This window comes from Providencia sp. PROV188 (assembly GCF_027595165.1).
Lineage (GTDB): Bacteria > Pseudomonadota > Gammaproteobacteria > Enterobacterales > Enterobacteriaceae > Providencia > Providencia lanzhouensis.
Genome location: NZ_CP097291.1, coordinates 1,481,815 through 1,505,228 on the forward strand (window position 1 = coordinate 1,481,815; position 23,414 = coordinate 1,505,228).

Consider the following 23,414-nt stretch of genomic DNA (forward strand, 5'->3'; position numbering starts at 1 on the left):
TACTCTTAAAAAGAGTTATTTTGTAACAGTTTGTTACCCACTGTTGGCAATTTAGTTATTCGTCTCTAAACTAGGATGATTATTGAATAATGTCGATTGATACTGTGTATTCTAAGATCCTGTTAACTAATCTTGGGTTACTGGCATTGGATTAAAGAAGGAAACCTATTTGTGGATACATGGATACTCCTCGGGCTCATTTTAATTGCGTTTGTGATAATTGCCCCTGTACTGGCTATCATTGCGATTAATCGTACTGGTCGAATGCAATATCAAATTAACCAGTTAAACCAAAAGGTTGCCTCGCTAGAAGCTGAAATGACCCGTGATAATGGTCATCAGTCTACACATGCTATTAATGAAGAAAATCCAGTATCCCATCAAGTTGATACCCAACATAATGAGAATCAAGTGGATGCACTTAAAATTGCAGCCCAAGATCCTCTACCCCAAGCACCTCAAATTATGCCGCAACCGATGGCAGTTTCCAGCGACAAACAAGCTAATGCAGTTAACCCGATAGCAATTAATCCAAACCGTTTTGATAAACCAAAGCCAAGCCAGCCTGCATCATCTCAGAATAAAGCAGAAGATAAATCCATTTTTGCACATTTCTTCACGTGGTTAGTGACAGGTAATCCACTAGCGAAGATAGGAATTTTATTATTATTTTTAGGTGTTGCTTACTTACTGAATTACAGCGTACAAAATGAGATTATTTCACCTGAACTAAGGCTCGTCTTCAGTGCAGCAGGTTGTTTAGTTTTATTGGGTATAGGTTGGTGGTTACGCACGAAAAAGGCATTATTTGGCCTGATATTACAAGGTGGCGCTATCGGTTGCTTATACATTACCGTTTTTGCCGCTTTCAAGTTATACACCATGATCCCTTATGGGTTCGCATTTGTGGCGATGCTAATCATCTGTTGTGCAAGTATCGGGTTGGCATTATTACAGCGTACGATTAGCTTAGCAATTTTAGCGTCTTTAGGTGGTTATTTAGCGCCAATATTACTGTCCACTGGGGGCGGTAGCCATATCGTTTTATTCTCCTATTACTTAATGTTGTCGATAGGTATTTTAGTTATTAGCTTCTGGCAAGCATGGCGTCCGTTAAATTTAGTTGGCATGTTTATGACCTATGGCGTGGCAATATTATGGGGAATGGACAATTATCATTATGATTATTATCTATCATGCCAGCTATTTATTATTGCTAACTTGATTGTATTCAACGTATTAACTCAGCTATTCGCCTTACGTTTCGAACATAATAAACAGCTCGTTGTCGATAATACGCTATTATTTTTCCCACCATTAATGAGCATTACCTTGCAATTTGCTATTTCGGATGGCATCGGATTATTGCCAGCATTTATTTCTCTACTTATTGGCTTACTGTATCTCATTGCCAGCTTACAGCTTCATAAACGCTTTAATGCCGCTGGCAAGAATATGGCTCTAGGCAATATCATTATTGGGGCTAGCTTCGTCACATTGGCGGTACCACTCGCCTTATCATTTGAATGGACAACGATTGTTTGGTCATTGCAAGGCTTTGCTATGTTGTGGTTTGCCCTCAATCAAGGGCATAAAAAATTAGCGTTGGTCTCGTCATTGCTCATTGCTGTTAGTGCTTTAATAATATTAAGCGATTATCCATATTATTATTGGAACGATAATGTTATTTACATGCTACCAAGCTTGATAGCCGCTTGCTTCTTTGCGGGCGGGTTATTTCATGTGCACCAGAAAGAGGCGAGCTATTTTACCGCGCTTAGTTATGCTTTTTTGATCCTCGGGTTATTAGTCTGGTTAGCCTGGGTGCCTGAATTTACTGGTATGCTGTCATGGAACAGCGAAACGGAAAGCTTAATTATTTTGGCGGTAGTGCTGATCTCCGCGTGGTGCTGGCGTCTTGGCGGTCAAAAAATCAATTGGATACCATTAGTTTTATGCCAGTTCTCATTATGGGCAGTGGCTTATTATTATTTAACATTAGATTTTATTTATGCAGAAAATCCGATGGGGCGTGGTGAGGGTTCGCTGATTTGGCCTGTGATCTTGGGCAGTTCAGTTCTGTATGTGATGCACGCTTATCGTACCCAAAACCTGTATATTCGACGTGGAATGCACGTTGCCAATCTATGGTTAATTATTGGGTTTGGTGCGACGCAAGTTAACTGGTTTGTGGCTAACCTTCCGTGGGGAATGCACGAACTGGGTTACTTCATTTACATTATGTCGATAACCTTAGTGGTATTAATCCTTTACTGGTTACAACATAACAAATTTGTACCAATGCGCCGTAAAGGCTTGCTGTATTGGTATAGTTTATTACCACTTATGGCTGTAATGGTGGTGCTTTCATGTTGGTCAAACTTTGAAGATGGCAAACTCACGTTTTGGAGTTACGTTCCATTAGTTAACCCGTTAGATGAAGCAGGGCTGTTTAGCATTGCAGCACTGTTATTGATGCGTAAAGGTTTTATCGCGAAGCTAAGAAAAATAACGCCTATTGAAATTGGGGTAGTGAAAGGTCTGATGATGGTGATCATTGGATTAGCTATCTTCTGGTATAACGGCATCATTCTTCGTGCGACGGCTGATTTTGCGAATATTCCTTGGAATGAGAATATCTTATTTGATTCGCGTCTCGTTCAAACGGTTCTTTCCATTAGCTGGGCAATAGCCGCGCTATTTTGCATGGTGATTGCAGCTGTGAAGAAAAGTCGAACATGGTGGTTTGGTGGTGCAGCGATTTTCGCTTGTGTGATTGCAAAACTATTTCTTATTGATGTGTATGGGCAGGATGGCATTTCCCGTGCGGTCTCCTTTATTGCCGTGGCGGTGTTGATCTTGGTTGTGGGGTATTTCTCCCCATTACCACCAAAGCATAAAACGGACATTGAGGTACAGGATAAATAGTGATGAACTGCATGAAAATAGCCGTGAAAAAGATAACAACATTATGTGCATGGGGCGCTCTCTTTTCCTTAATATGCTTATTATCATTTGGAAGCTATGCTAGCGATTCTAAAGCCAATGACTCTAAAGCTAATGATTCTAAGCAAGCAAGTCCTTACGATTTTTATCAAGGAAAAGAACTGACCACACCGGATAGGAACAGTCCGTTCTATTGGTTAGAGCTGCCCGCAGCTGCTTATATGGGATCTGCGTATCCAGATACTCTGCAAGATATTCGTGTTTTTAATGGTACAGGAAATGAAATTCCAACAGCGTTATTTTTTGATACTAATAAATCTATTGCAACGACCAATGTTAAATTTAATTTTCAACGTTTAGTCACTCGTGCAGATAATGTGAATCCTAACGACGATGATCAATTTGATAGCCAATATATTCTGGTCGAAGCTGAGCCAGGAAAAACAACCCGTATTGAATTGCCGAATTTACAACGAAAAGATAAAACCAACTATCAAGCCTATTTACTGACGCGTGATCAATTCAAGGACAACGGTGTTTTATCGACTTTAAATTTAGGTTGGGATCAGAACAATCAGGACTGGCAAGCCAAAGTTTTTGTTTATTACAGTACGGATAAGAAAAATTGGGTAAATATTGCATCGAATCAGCCTGTGATGAGCCTGAGATTAGACTCTGGCGTTGTGGCGAGTAATACGATTGAATTATTAAAAGGGGAAAGTACTGGGCCTATTGCACCATACCTAATGTTAGTGACGGTCAGCGCTCAAGAACATGAAATTCCACTTCTTAAATCTGTGACGGGATTGCAGTATGTGATGAACTCTTTCCATCGTCAGGAATCTTTTCTCTTTGAAGTGACAAACGATGGAATCACTCGAGAACAAGTGATTTATCGCTTGCCAACGCCGCAGCCATTGAATGAAATCAGCATTAAACTACAACAATCAAATCGCGTAGTACCGCTGAAAGTAGAATATATTGCCAATAGTGATGAGGAATGGAAATTGTTGGCGAATGTGATGGTTTTCAACCAAATCAATGATGGTGATAAAGCGAGCAATCCGAATTTAATGATCCACGATAAGCAAATTAAGGGACTCAGAATAACTGCATTAAAAGGTAGCTGGGATGAACTGCCACCTACGATTTATGGGTTGCGTGATGCGGTAAATCTAATTGTGAATATACAAGGTGCTTCGCCTTATTTGCTTGTGTGGGGAAATAAACAAGCCACCTTAGATAATGTTAACTACACTCAACTTATTGGTAAAAATGAAAGCGTTGAAAACGTGATGGATGATTTCCCTGAAATCACAACGACAGGTAAGATATTGGAATTAGGTGGTTTGGAAAAAAGAACCCAAGATAAGCCAGTGGAAGAAGGTTTACATTGGATGACTATCGCACTATGGATGTTACTTGTTGTCGGTATTTTCGCGCTGCTTTATTTCTGTTGGTATCTTTTCAAAGAGGTTGGGTCATCAAATAAATCCAATCCAGACGATCTTTAATTAAAAAGGGAACCTAAGGTTCCCTTTTTTGAATCTAACAGCATCAATAGAGGACAGGATCATGCCTAAAGGACAGTGTTTATGTGGATCAGTCAAACTGACTATCAATCAGCCTATCGATACCGTTCATGTTTGCCACTGTGGCATGTGCCTAAAATGGAATGGTGGTCCTGGAATGACCATCGGCTATGAAGGCGAACCTGAAATTGAAGGTAGAGAGTTTATTACTCGTTTCGCTTCATCGAAATGGGCCGAAAGGGCTTTCTGTAAGCAGTGTGGTACGCATCTATTTTATCATTTGCATTCACCGTCAACGTATTACCTCTCAGCCCCACTATTTGAAGAAAGCAAAAGTGCTAAAATGGGAACACAGATTTATATTGATTGTAAGCCGGATTATTATAATTTTGTTGAAAAGACGCCAATGCTAACTGAGCAAGATATATTAAACCTGTTTACCAACAAATCCTAAACTCCAATCTTATAGCAGGTATTATTGCCTGCTATTTATCTTAAGGTAATCTAAACATTCATTTGTAATGTCAGCGTCAGAAATTTCAATTATAATTAAGCCATTCTATTTTGTTTTTTTACATAATGTTGAAAGGTTATGCTTAATCTAAGGTAAATAGAAAAGGATAAATTATCTATTTTAAACGTAGAGAGAGTAACCTGAGGGATGATTAATGAATAATATGAAAGGAATGCGCCATGCTAGTAATATCGCTTGGGTATTACAATGGGTTCTTAACGCAGGTTTAATTGTGCTTGCTGCGGTGTTAGTTTTCTTTTTAGCAAAAGAAACATTTACGATGGCATCATTAATGTTTGGAGGTAACCAAGAGGCTAAAGCGTATGAACTTTTAGAAGGAATTGTCATTTACTTTCTATACTTTGAGTTTATTGCTTTGATTATAAAGTACTTTATGTCAGGTTATCATTTCCCATTACGCTATTTTATCTATATTGGTATCACGGCAATTATCCGCCTAATTATCGTCGACCATAGTGATCCGATGACTACGTTGCTGCATGCTGGCGCTATCTTAGTTTTAGTTGTTGCACTTTATATTGCTAATACAGAAAAACTTAAACGAGAATAATCTTTAGATTAATTTATCAATCACGCTAAAGGGAATAATAATCATTTCTTTTAGCGTGAGCTTAAATAAATAAAAAAATGACTTAAACAATATAAAACGAGATTAAACATAAGATAAAATAAAATTTCAGGCAATTGGGTTTGGAATAAAACTAATAATATAAGCATTATTAACTAGAAGGATTACTTGATTTTTATTCTGTTAAAATAAAGTAAGAAAGTGTTTTACTTTTCTAAATGGGTTATTTACTGTGATAAAGTTTCTATTCTAATAACATAAGTAACTTGCAACTATGACAACTAAAACACTACCCCAGAAAAAGGGTTTTTTAAATCGCGTTGAGCGCATCGGTAACGTTATGCCAGATGTGACAATGCTATTTGTTTACGCCCTAGTAATATGTTGGTTTTTATCCTATCTACTCTCATTTGTAGATTTCAGTTATCACCATCCTATTTCTAAAGAAAAAATTTCCGTTATTAATATGTTTCAGTATGAAGAAATCATATTATTTGTGACATCAGCGGTTAAAAATTTTATTAATTTCCCTCCTCTCGGAATAACAATTGTTGCAACCTTAGGTATTGGGATTGCAGAAAGCAGCGGCTTTATTAATACCGCGCTGAAAAAAATGCTTTCTTTTATTTCACCTAAAATGTTGACTCCAACAGTTGTTTTCGTCGGGATTGTCTCTCACGTTGCTTCTGATTCAGCCTACGTTATTTTGATGCCAGTCGCAGCAATGATGTTCTATGCCAGTGGTCGCCATCCTTTAGCGGGAATTGCAGCGGCATTCGCTGGTTTAGCAGGGGGATTCACGGCAAGTTATACGCCATCGATTATTGACCCGATTATGCAGAGCTTTACGCAAGATGCCGCGCAAATGTTAGCGCCAGGCTACAGTGTAAATGTACTGTGTAACTATTTCTTTAGCTTGGGCGGAACCTTCGGCGTTATTTTTACTTGCTGGTTTATCACCGAAAAGATCGTAGAGCCGTGGTTAAATAAAAACGCTCCAATCACCAAATCTGACGTTGATACTGATGCTGAGCAAGATTTAGGTAAAATCACACCGCAAGAGCACCGCGCATTCCGTGTTGCGGGATTAATGGTGATTGCATTAGGCGTGGGGTTATTTGCGCTGTTATGGCCTGAAAATTCACCACTAAGAGGCCCAGATGGCAGCTTAACAAGCCCGAAAGCACCAATTATGCAGATTGTTGTACCATTATTGTTCATCTTCTTTGCATTGCCAGGCATAGTGTATGGCTATATGACTAAATCTTTCACCTCGACCAAAGATGTGGTTAAGGCGATGGAAAATATTACCAAGTCACTGATCCCATTTATTGTGTTTGCTTTCTTTGCAGCGCAATTCCTGTATTCGTTCCAACATTCTAACTTAGGTACATTATTAGCCTTATCGGGGGCGGAATTACTGCGAACTTTAGATATGCCATCTGGGATGACGGTATTCGGGGTGATTTTATTAACTGCCGTGTTAAATATCATGATCACGTCAGCGACCTCAAAATGGGCGATTATGGCACCAGTTTTAGTACCAATGTTAATGGCAGTCGGAATTTCGCCAGAATTAACCCAAGCCGCCTTCCGTGTGAGTGATTCTGCGATGAACGTGAGTACGCCAATGTTTCCGTTCTATCCGCTGATTTTAATGTATTGCCAGAAATATTATAAAAATGCAGGTATCGGAACTTTATGTTCTATGATGATCCCATTCACTATCGGTTTATTAATTACCTTAACAGCGACACTGTATCTGTTCTGGGCATTTGATATTCCAATTGGTTTTGACAGTGGTTATACATGGCAGCCTGCGCAATAAGTAAAAGGTATGTGAAATGAAAGAATTAGGTAAGAAATTAGAAGAACGTTTTTATCGCTATGTGGCTATTGAAAGCCAAAGTGATGCGGCAAGCTCTGTTGTACCAAGCACAGAAGGCCAGCGTGAACTGGCAAATCTTCTGGCGAAAGAATTAGAGAGCTACGGCTTGAAAGATGTGTATGTTGATGAACATGCCATTTTATATGGAATGCGCCCAGGTAATAAACCCAATGCCCCTAAAATTGGTTTTGTGGCTCACTTAGATACTGTTGATGTCGGTTTATCTCCGGTGATCAAGCCGCAAACCTTGAAGTATGAAGGTGCGGATTTATGCCTGAATGTGCAGGAAGATGTGTGGTTTAAAACCGCGGAACACCCGGAAGCCGCCGCTTATGTGGGCGATGAAATTATTTTCAGTGACGGCACCAGTGTTCTGGGCGCGGATGATAAAGCGGCCATTACCGTTGTCATGGAGCTGATGGATAAACTGCAAAACGCAGATTTTGATTGCGGCGATATCTATGTGGCGTTTGTGCCAGATGAAGAAATTGGTCTTCGTGGCTCCAAAATCATGGATCTTTCTCGCTTCAAAGTGGATTTTGCTTACACCATCGATTGCTGTGCGCTCGGAGAGGTGGTTTTTGAAACCTTTAATGCGGCTTCTATTGAAGTGGAAATTAAAGGGATCACCGCTCATCCAATGTCAGCGAAAAACGTATTGTTAAACCCAATTCGTGTGGCACATGATTTTATTGGTTGTTTCGATCGTTTCGATACGCCGGAACACACTGAGCACCGTGAAGGTTACTTCTATATCACAGATTTAGCGGCAAACCCGAATGAAGCAAAAATCAAAATGGCGATCCGTGATTTTGACCGCCCAAGTTTTGAAGCTCGTAAGCGTTTCATTGCTGAAAGTATTGAACTGATTCGTACTCGTCATCCACGAGCGAAAGTGGAATTCAAAATTGATGATGTGTATAGCAATATCAGCGATTCAATCGGTGAAGATCGTACAGCGGTAGATATTATTCTCGAAGCGTTAAAAATTCATAATATCGAGCCAAATATCATTCCAATGCGTGGAGGCACTGACGGTTCAGCGCTGTCTGCTCGCGGAATTGTGACACCAAACTATTTTACGGGTGCGCATAACTTCCATTCTCGCTTTGAGTTTTTACCAATAACTTCATTCGAGAAGAGCTATTTAGTGTCTGAAACTATTTGCCGCCTTGTTGGGCAAAAGTAGTTCATACTGGATTTAGCTTTAGCTCGTTAAAAGTCAGAGTATTAAAACCGATAGCTGCTAATTATTTAGCGGCTATTTTTTTGAAAGAAACTCATTCAAGTTTTAAATGTTAATTAATGAATTATAACTAGAATAATAGTTTTAAATATTGATTTAAAAAGAAGATATGACTTATTAATTTTTTCATTTATTATCCTCCCATTATGGCTGCAAGTAATAGGAGAGGTATTTGATTAATATAATAATTATTGATGATAGTAATATTTCGATTCGAGGTATTGAAGCGATACTCACTCGAAATACTCGCTATAAAGTTGTCGCAACGTTTCCTTCTTTAGATCCGGTGATCACGTGGAACCGGCAAAATAAAGCAAATATTATTTTGATTAATCGAGAACATTGCCATTTCGATTCATTGAAAACCTTCACGACAATCCGTCGTACTCAACCTGATGTAGGGCTCATTATCTTCAATGTGCGTCATAATGATATGTTTGTTGTGAAAGCGTTGGATATTGGCATTTTTGGCATACTGAGCGCTAGTATTGCAGAAGAAGAGCTAATTGAAGCCTTGCAAATCGTGAATGCGCGTCAACGAATTATCTCTCCTGATATTGCTCAACAACTGGCTTTACAAAGATTAAATCAACGTGAACAGCTAGATATATATGAATTGCTTTCCGCAAGAGAGCTGGAAATTATGCTCATGATCACCAGAGGGCTTTCGGTTAAGCATATTGCGGAGTCATTATCTTTAAGCCCTAAAACGGTAAATACCTATCGATATCGAATGTTTGGTAAACTTAATATCAGTAGTGATGTAGAATTAACACATATAGCAATCGGTTATGGTTTAATCACCGCAAAACAGGGTTCATCAGGGTGGAACAACAGTTTGATCCAAAAGTTTTCTTAAAAACAGTCACAAACCAACCCGGCGTTTATCGCATGTATGACGCTGGGGGAACCGTGATTTATGTTGGGAAAGCGAAAGATCTGAAAAAAAGGTTATCGAGCTATTTCCGTGAGAATGTCGGTAGCCGTAAAACAGAGCAACTCGTCAAGCATATCGCCTCTATTGATGTGACGGTAACCCATACCGAAACCGAGGCGCTACTGCTGGAACATAACTATATAAAGCTGTATCAGCCTCGTTATAACGTCTTGCTACGAGATGATAAATCTTATCCTTATATTTTTCTGAGTAGCGAAACACATCCTAGAATTTCAAGCCACCGAGGTGCGAAACATGGGAAAGGTGAATATTTCGGCCCATTCCCAAGTTCTTATGCGGTACGTGAAACCTTAGCGGTTATGCAAAAGCTGTTTCCCATTCGCCAGTGTGAAGATAGCGTTTATAGAAACCGTTCAAGACCTTGTTTACAGTATCAAATTGGTCGTTGTTTAGGACCTTGCGTGAAAGGTTTAGTGACGGATGAAGAGTATGATCAGCAAGTCAACTATGTCCGTCTGTTCTTAACGGGGAAGGACAAGCAAGTCTTAACTGGGTTAGTCGAGCGCATGGAAAAAGCTAGCCAAGAGCTACGTTTTGAGGATGCTGCACGTTTTCGTGACCAAATTCAAGCCGTGCGTGCGGTAACAGAAGAGCAATATGTGTCAGGCGGTGATGATGACCTCGACGTTATCGGAGTCGCATTCGATTCTGGATTAGCTTGTGTTCATGTTCTATTTATTCGCCAAGGAAAGGTTTTGGGCAGTCGCAGCTACTATCCAAAAATTCCGGCGGGGACTTTATTAGAAGAAGTAGTGCAAACCTTCTTAGGGCAGTTCTATTTACAAGGCAGTGAAAATCGCACATTGCCAGGGGAAATATTAATTGATTTCCCATTGACGGAAAAAGAGTTACTGGCGGAATCGTTGTCTGGCATTGCCGGTCGTAAAATTAATATTCAAAGCCAGCCACGAGGCACCCGTGCTCGTTATTTAAAACTGGCTCGAACCAATGCATCCATCGCGTTATCTACCAAACTGGCGCAGCAGTCGACGATTCAACAACGCATGGCTGCGCTGTCAAAAGTCGTGAATATAGAAAATATTTCGCGCATGGAGTGTTTCGATATTTCCCACACGATGGGCGAGCAAACCGTGGCTTCCTGCGTGGTGTTTGATAAAACGGGTCCTGTGAAATCAGAGTATCGTCGATACAATATTACGGGGATCACGCCTGGGGATGATTATGCGGCGATGCACCAAGTGCTGACTCGCCGTTATGGTAAACATCTGGATGAGAGCAAAGTTCCCGATATTATCTTTATTGATGGTGGTAAAGGGCAGCTGAGTCAAGCGCGGGATGTCTTTGATTCACTTGAAGTGGATTGGGATAAAAACCATCCTTTATTAATTGGGGTTGCTAAAGGTAGCGATCGTAAAGCTGGGTTGGAAACGTTGTTTTTAAAACCCGAAGGTGAAGGTTTTGCGCTTCCGCCTGATTCGCCAGCATTACATGTGATCCAGCATATTCGTGATGAGTCGCATAACCATGCGATTACGGGGCATCGCCAGCGCCGCGCGAAAGTGAAAAATACCAGTGCGCTTGAATCTATCGAAGGCGTAGGGCCAAAACGTCGCCAAATGTTATTGAAGTACATGGGAGGATTACAACCTTTGCGTAATGCGAGCATAGAAGAGATCGCAAAAGTGCCCTCGATCTCATACGCGCTGGCAGAAAAGATTTATAATGCATTGAAACAGTAGATATCTTAGGGCAACATACTAAGGTATCCGTCTTGGACAAAGAGTTAGTGAGCGCGATGAAATTAAATATACCAACGTGGTTGACCTTATTCCGTGTCATCCTGATACCGTTTTTTGTATTAGCGTTTTATCTTCCTGTCAGTTGGGGACCTTTTGCTTGTGCGCTGATTTTTGTGATCGCCGCTGTGACGGATTGGTTCGACGGATTTTTAGCGCGTCTATGGAAGCAAACGACCAAGTTTGGTGCTTTCCTCGATCCTGTTGCAGACAAGGTTATGGTTGCGACAGCATTAGTCTTAGTGACTGAAAGTTACGATGTTTGGTATGTAACGTTACCCGCAGCAACCATGATTGCCCGTGAAATCATTATCTCTTCACTCAGAGAGTGGATGGCAGAAATTGGTAAGCGCAGCAGTGTGGCTGTTTCTTGGATTGGTAAGTTCAAAACTACCGCGCAAATGATGTCGCTGGTGGGCTTATTATGGCGTCCAAATCCGCTGATCGAACATCTGTCTATTGCACTTTTATATGTGGCTGCAATTCTGACTTTCTGGTCAATGTTCCAATATTTAAAGGCTGCGTGGGGCGATTTGAGCGAAGCGTGATCGAAATGATTGAAAAAACAGCGAACGATCCAATTATTTCAATAATTGTATTGACTCGATAGGTGAAATCAGTAGAATGCAACGCATCGAACGGCAACGTGGTTTACGAAAATAAATAAGTAAATCAGCCAGTTTGAGAGCAGAAACTGAAAAGTGAAGCTTAAGCGGGAATAGCTCAGTTGGTAGAGCACGACCTTGCCAAGGTCGGGGTCGCGAGTTCGAGTCTCGTTTCCCGCTCCAAATCTTGAAAAAGACTAGGGTGTAAGGCGCGTTAGCAAAGCGGTTATGCACCGGATTGCAAATCCGTGTAGCTCGGTTCGACTCCGGGACGCGCCTCCAAATTCTAGCCCAGGTGGTGAAATCGGTAGACACAAGGGATTTAAAATCCCTCGGCTGTAAGGCTGTGCGGGTTCAAGTCCCGCCCTGGGCACCATATTTAGTGAATGGACCAATAGGTCCATTTTACTTTAAAGATTTAAACTAGTTAGTTAATAAAACTTAGCTACTAGATAAGCAGTAAAGCAGTATTAAAAATTTGGCCCAGGTGGTGAAATCGGTAGACACAAGGGATTTAAAATCCCTCGGCTGTAAGGCTGTGCGGGTTCAAGTCCCGCCCTGGGCACCATACAAAACTTAACTGAATTTAATCAGTAAGTTAGAAAAAGAAAAAGCCACCCATTGGGTGGCTTTTTTGCGTTTGAATATAAAAATAATTATTGGCTCTTCAATGGATTTTACGAATCCAATTTTTTGTCATTTTTCTCCCATTTTTATCAAGATCCCGAAAGACTAAGTAAAAATAAGTAAGTCAGACCTATCCCACCCTGAACTGTGCCAATATCTGCGTTTTAGAAAAAGGAGAGGGTGATGTCTAATATGAAAACTGAAATTGTGGTTGTCCGCTTAACCAAGCATGAGCGTGCGATGTTAGATGCGATAAAGACCACGCCATTACTTGCTGATTGGTTGAAATCGCTCGCTTTTTCTCAAGTGGAACAGCACGAAAAGAGTCAAAATCCTAAATAAACTGGTCTGTTCACTATGTTTCTTGCCTATACATCTTAAGTATAAGATGAATATCAGGTATATTAGTGTTCGATTGTAAGCTACCAAGAAAAATTACTATGATTATCAAACCTAAAATTCGTGGTTTTATCTGCACTACAGCTCACCCAGCAGGCTGCGAAGCCCATGTTCGTGAGCAAATTGCCTATGTGAAATCTCGTGGTGAACTGAAAAATGGACCGAAAAAGGTTCTGGTAATTGGTGCATCCACTGGTTATGGTCTGGCTTCACGCATCAATGCGGCTTTTGGCAGCGGTGCAGCGACCATCGGTGTTTTCTTTGAAAAGCCGGGCAGTGAGAGCAAAACAGGTTCCGCAGGCTGGTACAACGCCGCTGGTTTTGACAAAGCAGCGAAAGAAGCGGGTCTGTATGCGAAAAGCATCAACGGTGATGCATTCTCCAATGAATGCCGTCAAACCGTAATCGACTTGATTAAACAAGATTTAGGTCAAATCGATTTAGTGGTTTATTCACTGGCTTCTCCAGTGCGTAAAATGCCTGAAACGGGTGAAGTTGTACGTTCAGCATTAAAACCAATTGGTGAACCGTACAAATCTGTTGCGCTGGATACCAACAAAGATGTGCTGATCGAAGCCGTTGTTGAACCTGCCAACGAGCAAGAAATCGAAGACACCGTGAAAGTGATGGGCGGTCAAGATTGGGAATTGTGGATGAACGCATTAGCGGATGCTGGTGTTCTGGCTGACAATGCTCAATCCGTTGCTTACTCCTATATCGGTACTGATTTAACGTGGCCAATCTACTGGCACGGTACATTAGGTAAAGCGAAAGAAGATTTAGATCGCGCAGCCCATGCTATCAATGAAAAAATGGCGAAGAAAGGCGGTTCCGCACATGTTGCTGTACTGAAATCTGTGGTCACTCAAGCATCTTCAGCAATTCCTGTAATGCCTCTTTATATCTCAATCGTGTTCAAAATCATGAAAGAGCAGGGCATTCATGAAGGTTGTATCGAGCAAATTCAACGTCTGTTCGCAACTAAATTATTCAGCGGTGAAACACCAGAAACTGACGAGAAAAACCGTCTGCGCCTGGATGACTGGGAACTGCGTGATGATGTGCAAGAAACTTGTCGTCAAATCTGGAAACAGCTTAACGACGACAACATCAATGCACTGACTGATTATCAAGGCTACAAAGCTGAATTCTTACGTTTATTCGGATTTGGCTTAGATGGCGTTGATTACGAAGCAGACTTAAGCGGCGAAGCTAATTTTGAAGTGAAAGAATTAGTTTAATAGATAGCTATCTATTTCGCTGAAAACCCCGAGCACTGGTAAACCGGTTCTCGGGGTTTTATTTTTTTCGCTCTAGGATAATAATGACCAAATTGGCTTTTCATGGTGAGCCTCAAAAAGGGAGAGCAGGGATGTTGATTGTAGAAATGTTAAGTACCGGTGATGAAGTGCTGCATGGGCAAATTATTGACACCAATGCGGCGTGGCTAGCGGATTGTTTGTTCCAGCAAGGATTACCGCTGCATAGCCGTACAACGGTCGGTGACTCTCTTGATAGCTTAGTGGAAACATTTATTGAGCGTAGCCATCATGCCGATGTGGTTATTGTTAATGGTGGATTAGGCCCTACGAGTGATGATCTCAGTGCGTTAGCGGCTGCAACGGCTGCGGGTGTACCGCTTGTTGAGCATCCTGAATGGATTGCGGTAATGGAGAGCTATTTCACTGCTCGAGGGCGCGAAATGCCGGCAACTAATCGTAAGCAGGCCATGTTACCCGCCAATGCCGAACTTATTGATAATCCAGTGGGAACTGCTTGTGGTTTTACGCTGTATCTTAATGATTGTTGGTTCTTTTTTACACCGGGCGTCCCTTCTGAGTTTAAAGTTATGATCAATGAACAGATCATTCCTCGTTTACGTCAAAAACTTACGTTACCAGAGCCACCTATTTGTTTACGTCTAACCAGTTTTGGTCGCAGTGAAAGCAGTCTTGCAAGGCAGTTTGACCCAATTGAGCTACCAAAAGAGTGTGTGTTGGGTTACCGTTCTTCAATGCCAATCATTGAATTAAAATTGACCGGACCTGCAAATCAACGCGATGCGATGGAGCAAATCTGGCAAGTCGTGAAAGCGGGTGTTGGTGACAATAAAGTATTTGAAGGTACCGAAGGTATTGGCGCGTTAGTGCGAGAATCACTTGAACAACAACAGCTTTCAGTTGTGACACACGAACAGTTCAGTGCCGGCTTACTCTATTGGACATTGAATGCAGCAAAAGTGCCTGTCACTCAAGGAAATATTGAAAAATCAGCAACGCATTCAGATTTGGCAGCCTTAGTCCAAACTGCAAAGAATAATCGGTCGCTAAATCAGCGTGAGATTGGTTTAGTCATTGGCGAATATTATGATGGAACTTTATCTTTAGCATTATCCACCCCAACAGGCAGTTATGCTCAGTGTGTAAATTATTTACCTCGCAATCACTCAGAACTGGAAAAACAGCAGGTTAGCGTGATGTTGATGTTGGATATGTTATCTCGTTGGCTAGATGGTCGCCCAATCATTGGGGATTATGAATGGTTAGAGCAAATTCAAGTGATGGAAGTTAACTAAAGTAATTAATGTACCGCTAGGATTATTTGCAAAACCACCCTCAATGAAAAGAGGGTGGCTAATATCTATTATTCAGTGGGTGAGATAGTTTCAATCATAAAATTAAGCCCAGAGATCCCTTTTTCACAGGCTTTATCTTGAAAAACAGAAGGGGCATTTTCAATTTTACGTTTTAATGCGGTAATTTGATTGGCATAAATATCTGCGCCTGCAATGTCTGGGTTATCTTTCAAATATTCGATAAACACATCCACATTCTGATAAAAATAGTCGCAAGGTTTATCTGTGACATCAATCTTAGACAGATTTTTTAAAGAATCAGGTAAAATATTATCTTTGGCCAACTCAATATATTCACCATCTTTTACTTGTTGAATTGCGTTATCCACCTTCGCTTTTAAATTAAATAGCATCACAGCGACAGAGATCAGCGCAACGAGTAAAACAGCATTTGCGGCTAAACTAATACTCAGTAAATATTTTTTCATTTGCTCCCTCAAATTAGTCTCAATAACTGATGAATAATGTAAGAAATTTAAATTTTCTACTTAGTAATTTAGCAGCAATGATTCTAGCTGTAACTAAGACAATCCTTGAAGCTTAGCAAGTCATCACGTATTTATTTTATGCCGTTTTGTGCCTTTCAATAGTGGAGTGCTTTAATGGGAGCAATTGATACGTTATGATCATACCAATTTATAGTCATAACCAATTTATGTTAAGTCAGATTTTTAGCACATTATTTAACGAAAAGCTGAATACGTGAACGGCAGTTTAAAGGAAATTCAATGGACAATATCACGATTAAAAATGTTGAAGAGATAGAATTAATGCGAGAATCTGGTCGATTGCTTGCTAGCGTTTTTAAAATGTTGGATGAGTTTATTGTTCCCGGAATATCCACAATGGAAATTAACGACAAAGTCGAAAGCTATATTGTGAATGAACTTCAAGCACGTCCTGCTAGTAAAGGCCAATATGGTTATCAATATGTTCTAAATACATCAATTAACGAAGTCGTGTGCCATGGTGTGCCAAAAGTCGATGAAATCTTAAAGCCAAAAGATATTATTAATGTGGATATTACCCTTGAGAAAAATGGCTTTATTGCTGACTCAAGTAAAATGTACGTGATGCCAGAGGCTTCCCCACTTGCCCGAAAATTAGTGAAAGATACCTATAATGCAATGTGGGAAGGGATCAAGCAGGTAAAACCAGGTGCTACGTTAGGTGATATTGGATCAGCTATCCAACATCATGCGGAATCAAACGGTTATAGCGTTGTTCGTGAATATTGTGGGCATGGTATTGGTCGAAAAATGCATGAGGATCCGCAAGTATTACATTATGGAACCCGTGGACGCGGTTTGGTTCTAAAAGAAGGTATGACATTCACCATAGAGCCAATGATCAACCAAGGTGGCATGAAAATAAAAACAAAAAAAGATGGTTGGACGGTCGTGACGCGAGATAAAAAGCTTTCTGCGCAGTCGGAACACACCATCTTGGTCACTAAAGATGGTTATGAAGTACTGACTTTGCGTGACGAAGAGCGCTAATTCGATTTAGTTCTAATACAGTTTTGCAAATCGCCATATTCACCATAAATGGAATATGGCGATTTTTTTCATTAAATTTAATACTTAAATTCTGAAAATATTCATTTATTGATGTCATTTCAACTTGGGTTATCGTTATTGGGTAACAGATCTGAAGCTTATTACTAAAATACCCACCAAAAAGGTAATTTACATAGATATTCCGCATTTGATCGTGTTATATATCGGCAAATAAACTTTTTTGGTGCCACGCATGTTTAACCTCTCTGAGTTAATTAACGATACGCCCATTGATTCTATTCTTTTATTTATTGTCACCTTCGTTTTATTAATTATTTCTGCGTATATTGGAAAATATATTTTTAAACGCCGCAGTGCTCATGAAGAGCTAGCGGATGATGAGGCAAAAATTATTTTAGGCGCGATTTTGTCGTTATTGGGTCTGTTGATTGGCTTTGTATTATCGATTTCCATCAATGGTTATAACAACCGCCAGCAAACAGAAGAAAACGAAGCAATTGCGATTGGAAATGCTTATCAACGAGCACAATTACTCAGCGGTGATGAACGAGCAGAAGCCTCATTGCTTATTCAACAATATCTTGAAGCGCGCATCGAGTTTTTTAAATCGGGAGTGAGTGATGAAAACAGCCAATGGCGGATGACATCTCTGACTAAACAAGGGCAACTCTGGGAAATCGGTGTGAAACAGGCTCAAGAATCGCCGAACCCTGTGGTCTCTTCAGTTTTATCGGCGTTTGGTGATTTATATGTTTCTCAACAAAAAACTATGGCTAGCTGGCGACACCAAATCCCGAATGCTGCTTGGTTCTTACTGATATTTTTCGCTGTCTGCTCGAATGTCTTGATAGGTTATAACATTCGAGGAACAAAAGGTAAAAACTGGCTTATTGTTATTCTGCCATCTTTGACAACATTGGCGCTGTTTATGATTGCAGAAATTGATATCCCAGGAGAAGGGGTGATCCATGTTACGCCGGATGATTTACTTTTATTGCAGGACTTCTTATTTAAGGATGGTGCTTGGCTGGGAAAGTAAGTTAGGCAGTGCAGGAATGATGGAAAACCCTCTGAGTATAAACTCAGAGGGTTGAAGGATTATCGAACGATAATACCTAATAAAATTCCGATAGCGCCGAAGTCAGCGTCACTAAAGGTCGTATTTGCAATACCGATGTCGCCGAGGACTGGCAGTAAGAATACAGGTAAGAAGGTAATTAACAGACCTTGAGCAAAGGCACCAAGGATAGCACCACGGCGTCCACCCGTAGCGTTACCGAATACCCCAGCCGCCGCACCTACGAAGAAGTGTGGTACAACTCCCGGAATAATTACCGTCATGTTCAGTGCATACAAAACAAACATGCCTAATACACCCGCTGCAAAGCTGCTTAAGAAGCCAACTAACACAGCATTCGGTGCGTAAGGGAAGACCACTGGGCAGTCTAATGCAGGTTTTGCATTTGGCACTAATTTATCAGAGATCCCTTTAAATGCAGGAACGATCTCGGCAATAACCATACGCACACCTTGCAGAATGATGTAAACACCCGCTGCAAAAGTAATAGATTGCATCAACGAGAACATGAACCAGTTTTTACCACCGCTCACTTCACGAACAAAATCACTGCCTGCAAACAAACAAGTAATGATAAAGATGATGAACATAGTGAACGAAATAGCGACAGGTGTATCACGCAGGAACAGTAAGCTTTTTGGCACATTCATATCTTCAGTAGAATGTTCTTTATTACCAAATTTGCTACCGATAAAGCCCGCTAACACATAAGATATCGTGGAGAAGTGACCAATTGCTACATCATCAGAACCGGTGACTTTTTTCATGTACGGGTGTGCAATCGCAGGGAAAAACACCATACAGAAACCAACAATTAGTGAACCGACAGCAACGAGCATAGTTCCTTCCATACCTGCGGTCGCTAAGATAACCGCAATCATCATGGACATGAATAAAGTATGGTGACCTGTCAGGAAGATAAATTTCCATGGGGTCAGGCGAGCAATCAAGATATTGATTAACATCGCAAAGAACATGATCATTGCCATTTCACGACCGAAGCTTTTTTGTGCAATAGACACGATTGCTTCGTTGTTCGGCACGACGCCATTGATACCAAATGCGTGTTGAAAAATTGCGGAAAAATCACCTAAAGAACTGACAACTAACCCTGCACCGGCGCCTAAAATTACAAAACCCATGATGGTTTTGATGGTGCCTTTAATGCATTCAGTAACAGGTTTCTTTTGAGCAATCAGACCGATAAGTGCGATCAGGCCGACGAGTACCGCCGGTTCAGAAAGCACATCTTGCATCAGAAAACGAAAGAATTCCATGAAGCCTCCGGTTACATCGCGCCGAGTTTCTGTAAAGCCACGCTCAGACGTTCTTTCATCGCGACTTTATCAATCATATTTTCCAGAGCAACAATTTCACCGCCAACTTGTTGAGCAACTAATTGTTCTGCGATATCTGTAGTGCCGACAAAAATATCGCTGACAGTACCTTTGGCTGAACCTAAGTCAACGTGGTCAACATCAGCCGCAACTTGTAGGTCTTTTAAAATTGTCTTGATGCTCATTTCCATCATTAGACTTGTACCTAAACCATTTCCACAAACAACAGTGATTTTCATAATATTTACCTATGACTCAATTATTCATATTTAGCGATGATGTTAAGGATGTCATCTACGTTTTCTGATTGCATGATGCTATCAATATCTTCTTGGTTATCAAAAAGTTCAGCCAGTTTTGCAATCGCACCGATATGGCTGTTGCTGTCTGTTGCTGCAAGAACAATCAATAACTTAATTGGATCGTTACCTTCTGAACCAAACTCAACCCCTTGTTTGATGACGGTTAAACCAAGAGATAACTGGTTAACTCCGTCTTCAGGGCGGGCATGTGGCATTGCAATACCTGGGCCTAATACATAGTAAGGGCCGATTTTTTCGTGGGATTGAATGATGGCATCAATATAACGAGGTTCGATGAACTTATTATTAATTAAGGGATTACAGGCAATTTTTATTGCATCACGCCAGTCATTGGCGCTGTCAACCACCTGAACCACATTCGGGGTTAGTAACGTAGTTAGCATTGGTTTGGCTCCTGGTAAAAAAGAAATTCTATTAGATGTTTTAGTAATGGAATGAATAGTAGTGATCTATGGTAGCGCTATCTAGCTGAATTATTCATTTTCGTGATAGCGCTATCATTTTGGCTAAATATCGTTAATAAAATCATTTTTAGTGCATTTGGCAGTTAATTAACAAATCGGAGCTGTGATAAGTTATCGTCGTTGAATAATAAGTTTAGACGAAACAAAGTAATTTCATGCAGAAAACCCGAAAAAGAAAGAATACAGGCAGAGTCACATTACAAGACGTCGCGAAATATGCGGGAGTCGGTTCAATGACGGTATCGCGTGCTTTGCGTACACCGGAGTTAGTCTCGGATAAATTGAGGGAGAAAATCAATGAAGCTGTTGAGGAGCTCGGTTACATTCCCAATTCCGCTGCTGGCATTTTAGCGTCAGGTCAAAGCCGAACCATTGCAGTATTGATCCCATCATTACGAGACAGTGCAAGCTCAGTTTTTCTGCAAGCTTTACAAGAAGTCTTGAACAAAAATAATTATCAAGTGGTGATTGGTAGTCACGATTATCAGCATAAAAAAGAGTCTGAGGTGTTACTCACGCTGTTGCAAAGTAGCCCCGCCGCATTAGTGATTTTTGGTGCAATGAATTCTGAAAGTGCCTTGGGGACTCTGAATAATTTACCTATCCCCGTAATTAACGTGACGGGGGATCCTGCTCATCGCTTTACACTCAATATAAAAAACAATTTAGGTGAAGCGGTTAGTTTTCTTACACACTATTTGCTGCAAAAAGGTCACCAGCGCATTGGTTATATTGGTGCACAAATGGACAGCAAAATGCAGGGGCAACAACTGAGTGGTTGGAATAACACACTGTTAAAGAATAACTTAAGTGCTGAGCAAAGTATTACGACGCCGTATGTGGCCACCATGGACTTTGGTCGGCAGGCGATTAGTGAAATGTTGACCCGTCAACCAGAATTAGAAGCCGTGATTTGTAGCCATGAAATGATAGCGTTAGGGGTCATGTTTGAATGTCAGCGGCGCCTAATCAAAATTCCGAAGATGTTGGCAGTGGTGTGCGTTGAAGGGTCGGAAAATTGTGATCATATTCATCCATCGCTCACATCAGTGCGCATTGATTACAGTAAAATGGCGCGAGAGACCGCGAAAAAACTCTTAAAATGGTTAGGGGATACGGAAGAAAGTTTTGCCGATGTTCAGGATGAAATTGTCTTCCCTTATAAATTTGAGGCAAGACAAAGTGGCTAGAAATCAATGTATTTGTTGCACTATATTGTGTATTCGGTCACAGAATCACGTAAAGGTCAAAAGTTATTTTTAATCTCGAAATAAGAATGCTGTAGAGGTCACTGTTTATTTATTCTTCTGTGCTAATTTCCTCCTTATATCTATCGTGCATGTTCGGATTTTACGCAGAGATAGATGCTTTGTTTAACTTGAGATAGTTATTACACTGGGGATAAGTACATTATGAAATCAATAAAAACACTCGTGTCTGCCGCAATTTTAGTTTCGTGTGGTGCGACAGCGGCAACAACAGGTTCTGAAGTTTTAATGGTACAAAATGGTGGAACGCCGAATAAGGTGTATTCTGCAAATAAACCAACGATCAAAGTTGCTACTTATAATATTGGTAAAAATGAGTTGGCGGCGGATGTCGCTAATTTAGATGAATTGAGCAAAGCGATCGCTAAGATTGATGCGGATGTTATTGTCTTAACTGAAATTGACAATAAAACTGCACGTAGTAAGAAAGTGAACCAACTAGAGGAAATTGCCAAAGCAAACAAAATGGATTTTGCGTTTGGTAAGGCACTCGATTTTGATGGTGGTGAATATGGTGTAGGAATTTTATCAAAATATAAAATTGAGAAATCCCAAGTCGTGAATTTACCATCAGGCGGAGCAGAGCAGCGAGTGGTATTATTATCACAAATTACAAAACCTGGTTTTGACTCACCCATTATTATCATGGGAACTCACTTAGACTGGCAGAAAGATCCTACCATCCGCATAGGTCAAGTTCGCCATATTCTCGATGCGACGATTGGTGATACCGAAACAGGTTTTGATAATATTGCTGCCTCCATCAAAATCCTCGCAGGGGATTTTAACTCAACCGCAAAAGAGCAACCTATTCAGGAAATCAGCTATTTTTGGGATCCAGTTGAGAAAAAAGGGGTGAATTATCGCACATGGCCTGCTGTTAACCCTGCCATAGATATCGACCATATCTTTACCTATAAAGGTCAGGTTTGGGATGTGAAAACCATGACAATTCCAACAGACAGTAAAGACTTTCAATGGTCAAAAGTCAGTGACCATTTGCCGGTTATTGCAGAACTTGAGTTACAAGAACAGTAGTTATTGGGATAGTGGACAGGCCTCTATTTGAGGTCTGTTTTTATTAGAATCACTTACTTTTGCAGTAATTTTTGGCGCTGAATATAACGGACTTGAGCTATCCCTAAGTACTCTTCAATAGCGGCGTAAATGCGTGAGCTTAATGCGTGAAAATCCGCTTCATTTTCTAAGGCGGGTTTAGTTAATATAATGAATTCATACATAAATTCTTTAATTGTCGAGAATTTATTGGCGACGTTTTCATAGTAAAATTGATAAACATAGGACTCTTGAGAATGGCTGAGTTCGGTATTATTTTTGATGTTGTTGGTTGCCAACAACAGTAGTTGAGTATTTGTCATTGTGAGCCCTGTTTTGTTTTTTTGACCCGTTTTTGGTTTTTCAACCTGATATCGGTTTTCGATTTTTTAACTTATTTTCGATGCTGGGAATAGTACACAAGTTAATATAAATATTTTATCAAAATTAGTCGGATAATTTTAGTTTTTGGTTTTTAAATTAAAGGTTAAATAGCATTGTACATTATATCATTATGTTAGCGATTTATTTCACTGAAAGAACATTGCAGAATGAAAATCATAATCTAATTTATTTAAATGTTAATAATTTTCTATCATATTAAAATATATGAATATAGTCATTATTTTGGGTTTTGCTGCTAAGTAGCTTTGCTTTCCCCCTATATTTCAC

At 40.3% G+C, this 23,414-nt stretch carries 21 protein-coding genes and 4 tRNA genes; 20 read left to right on the forward strand and 5 right to left on the reverse strand.

Translation table 11 applies throughout. The annotated features are described in order from the left end of the window. Positions 1-171 precede the first annotated feature (171 nt). The 16 genes from M5X66_RS06580 (at position 172) to M5X66_RS06655 (ending at position 15,636) form a co-directional block, all read left to right on the forward strand. The gene (locus M5X66_RS06580) at positions 172-2,928 is read left to right on the forward strand and encodes a DUF2339 domain-containing protein (RefSeq protein ID WP_036951270.1); all 2,757 of its coding nucleotides are present in this window, start codon (positions 172-174) and stop codon (positions 2,926-2,928) included. A gap of 2 nt (positions 2,929-2,930) precedes the next feature. Beyond that, positions 2,931-4,460 carry a DUF3999 family protein gene (locus M5X66_RS06585; RefSeq protein ID WP_230082497.1) on the forward strand — a complete coding sequence of 510 codons (1,530 nt, stop codon included), beginning with the start codon at positions 2,931-2,933 and terminating at the stop codon, positions 4,458-4,460. 61 nt (positions 4,461-4,521) lie between these two features. Beyond that, positions 4,522-4,932, forward strand: coding sequence for a GFA family protein (locus M5X66_RS06590; protein WP_270103955.1), 411 nt, complete (start codon positions 4,522-4,524; stop codon positions 4,930-4,932). 223 nt (positions 4,933-5,155) lie between these two features. Next, on the forward strand, positions 5,156-5,563 hold the full coding sequence (gene psiE, locus M5X66_RS06595) for a phosphate-starvation-inducible protein PsiE (RefSeq protein WP_187129826.1): 408 nt from the start codon (positions 5,156-5,158) through the stop codon (positions 5,561-5,563). A gap of 292 nt (positions 5,564-5,855) precedes the next feature. Further along, positions 5,856-7,409 (forward strand): AbgT family transporter, encoded by a 1,554-nt coding sequence (locus M5X66_RS06600; protein WP_036951266.1) that lies wholly within the window; start codon positions 5,856-5,858, stop codon positions 7,407-7,409. A gap of 16 nt (positions 7,410-7,425) precedes the next feature. Beyond that, complete coding sequence (gene pepT / locus M5X66_RS06605; protein WP_154600274.1) at positions 7,426-8,658, forward strand: peptidase T; 1,233 nt, start codon at positions 7,426-7,428, stop codon at positions 8,656-8,658. Positions 8,659-8,887: 229 nt separating this feature from the next. Continuing rightward, entirely contained in the window at positions 8,888-9,574 is a 687-nt protein-coding gene (locus tag M5X66_RS06610) for a LuxR C-terminal-related transcriptional regulator (protein ID WP_270103956.1), read from the forward strand. Next, a complete protein-coding gene (gene uvrC, locus M5X66_RS06615) occupies positions 9,541-11,373 on the forward strand; it encodes an excinuclease ABC subunit UvrC (RefSeq protein WP_036951260.1) in 1,833 nt (610 codons plus the stop codon). Before M5X66_RS06610 ends, uvrC begins: the two co-directional genes overlap by 34 nt. A gap of 56 nt (positions 11,374-11,429) precedes the next feature. Continuing rightward, positions 11,430-11,978 (forward strand): CDP-diacylglycerol--glycerol-3-phosphate 3-phosphatidyltransferase, encoded by a 549-nt coding sequence (gene pgsA / locus M5X66_RS06620; RefSeq protein WP_006657588.1) that lies wholly within the window; start codon positions 11,430-11,432, stop codon positions 11,976-11,978. A 164-nt stretch (positions 11,979-12,142) separates the two neighbouring features. After that, positions 12,143-12,218, forward strand: a tRNA-Gly gene (locus M5X66_RS06625). A 25-nt stretch (positions 12,219-12,243) separates the two neighbouring features. After that, a tRNA-Cys gene (locus M5X66_RS06630) sits at positions 12,244-12,317 on the forward strand. A 7-nt stretch (positions 12,318-12,324) separates the two neighbouring features. Then, a tRNA-Leu gene (locus M5X66_RS06635) sits at positions 12,325-12,411 on the forward strand. A gap of 105 nt (positions 12,412-12,516) precedes the next feature. After that, positions 12,517-12,603: transfer RNA gene (locus M5X66_RS06640), tRNA-Leu, on the forward strand. A 242-nt stretch (positions 12,604-12,845) separates the two neighbouring features. Continuing rightward, positions 12,846-13,004 carry a hypothetical protein gene (locus M5X66_RS06645; protein ID WP_036953708.1) on the forward strand — a complete coding sequence of 53 codons (159 nt, stop codon included), beginning with the start codon at positions 12,846-12,848 and terminating at the stop codon, positions 13,002-13,004. Between the two features lie 98 nt (positions 13,005-13,102). Continuing rightward, positions 13,103-14,302: an enoyl-ACP reductase FabV gene (gene fabV / locus M5X66_RS06650; protein WP_036953705.1), complete on the forward strand. Its 1,200-nt coding sequence runs from the start codon at positions 13,103-13,105 to the stop codon at positions 14,300-14,302. A gap of 131 nt (positions 14,303-14,433) precedes the next feature. After that, positions 14,434-15,636, forward strand: a complete 1,203-nt coding sequence (locus M5X66_RS06655; RefSeq protein WP_154634757.1) for a nicotinamide mononucleotide deamidase-related protein YfaY — start codon at positions 14,434-14,436, stop codon at positions 15,634-15,636. Positions 15,637-15,704: 68 nt separating this feature from the next. Here M5X66_RS06655 and M5X66_RS06660 read toward each other — a convergent pair whose 3' ends face one another. Then, entirely contained in the window at positions 15,705-16,124 is a 420-nt protein-coding gene (locus M5X66_RS06660) for a hypothetical protein (RefSeq protein ID WP_108479039.1), read from the reverse strand. Positions 16,125-16,424: 300 nt separating this feature from the next. On the opposite strand from M5X66_RS06660, the gene map reads away from it, so the two are divergent. Together map and M5X66_RS06670 are read left to right on the forward strand one after the other, a co-directional pair. Next, positions 16,425-17,195, forward strand: coding sequence for a type I methionyl aminopeptidase (gene map / locus M5X66_RS06665; protein ID WP_036953699.1), 771 nt, complete (start codon positions 16,425-16,427; stop codon positions 17,193-17,195). 253 nt (positions 17,196-17,448) lie between these two features. Then, positions 17,449-18,255, forward strand: a complete 807-nt coding sequence (locus tag M5X66_RS06670) for a bestrophin-like domain (protein WP_036953694.1) — start codon at positions 17,449-17,451, stop codon at positions 18,253-18,255. A gap of 59 nt (positions 18,256-18,314) precedes the next feature. On the opposite strand, the gene M5X66_RS06675 is transcribed toward M5X66_RS06670, so the two are convergent. The 3 genes from M5X66_RS06675 to M5X66_RS06685 are packed head-to-tail and all read right to left on the reverse strand — an operon-like array spanning position 18,315 to position 20,337. After that, positions 18,315-19,571 carry a PTS ascorbate transporter subunit IIC gene (locus M5X66_RS06675; protein WP_006659411.1) on the reverse strand — a complete coding sequence of 419 codons (1,257 nt, stop codon included), beginning with the start codon at positions 19,569-19,571 and terminating at the stop codon, positions 18,315-18,317. Positions 19,572-19,582: 11 nt separating this feature from the next. Continuing rightward, entirely contained in the window at positions 19,583-19,870 is a 288-nt protein-coding gene (locus tag M5X66_RS06680) for a PTS sugar transporter subunit IIB (protein WP_006659412.1), read from the reverse strand. Between the two features lie 20 nt (positions 19,871-19,890). Next, positions 19,891-20,337: a PTS sugar transporter subunit IIA gene (locus tag M5X66_RS06685; RefSeq protein ID WP_036953691.1), complete on the reverse strand. Its 447-nt coding sequence runs from the start codon at positions 20,335-20,337 to the stop codon at positions 19,891-19,893. A gap of 236 nt (positions 20,338-20,573) precedes the next feature. Between M5X66_RS06685 and M5X66_RS06690 the strand changes: the two genes are divergently transcribed. Beyond that, positions 20,574-21,608, forward strand: coding sequence for a LacI family DNA-binding transcriptional regulator (locus M5X66_RS06690; protein ID WP_036953688.1), 1,035 nt, complete (start codon positions 20,574-20,576; stop codon positions 21,606-21,608). 222 nt (positions 21,609-21,830) lie between these two features. Next, on the forward strand, positions 21,831-22,724 hold the full coding sequence (locus M5X66_RS06695) for an endonuclease/exonuclease/phosphatase family protein (protein WP_036953685.1): 894 nt from the start codon (positions 21,831-21,833) through the stop codon (positions 22,722-22,724). Between the two features lie 53 nt (positions 22,725-22,777). On the opposite strand, the gene M5X66_RS06700 is transcribed toward M5X66_RS06695, so the two are convergent. Then, positions 22,778-23,065, reverse strand: a complete 288-nt coding sequence (locus M5X66_RS06700) for a hypothetical protein (RefSeq protein ID WP_154634744.1) — start codon at positions 23,063-23,065, stop codon at positions 22,778-22,780. Positions 23,066-23,414: the final 349 nt, after the last annotated feature.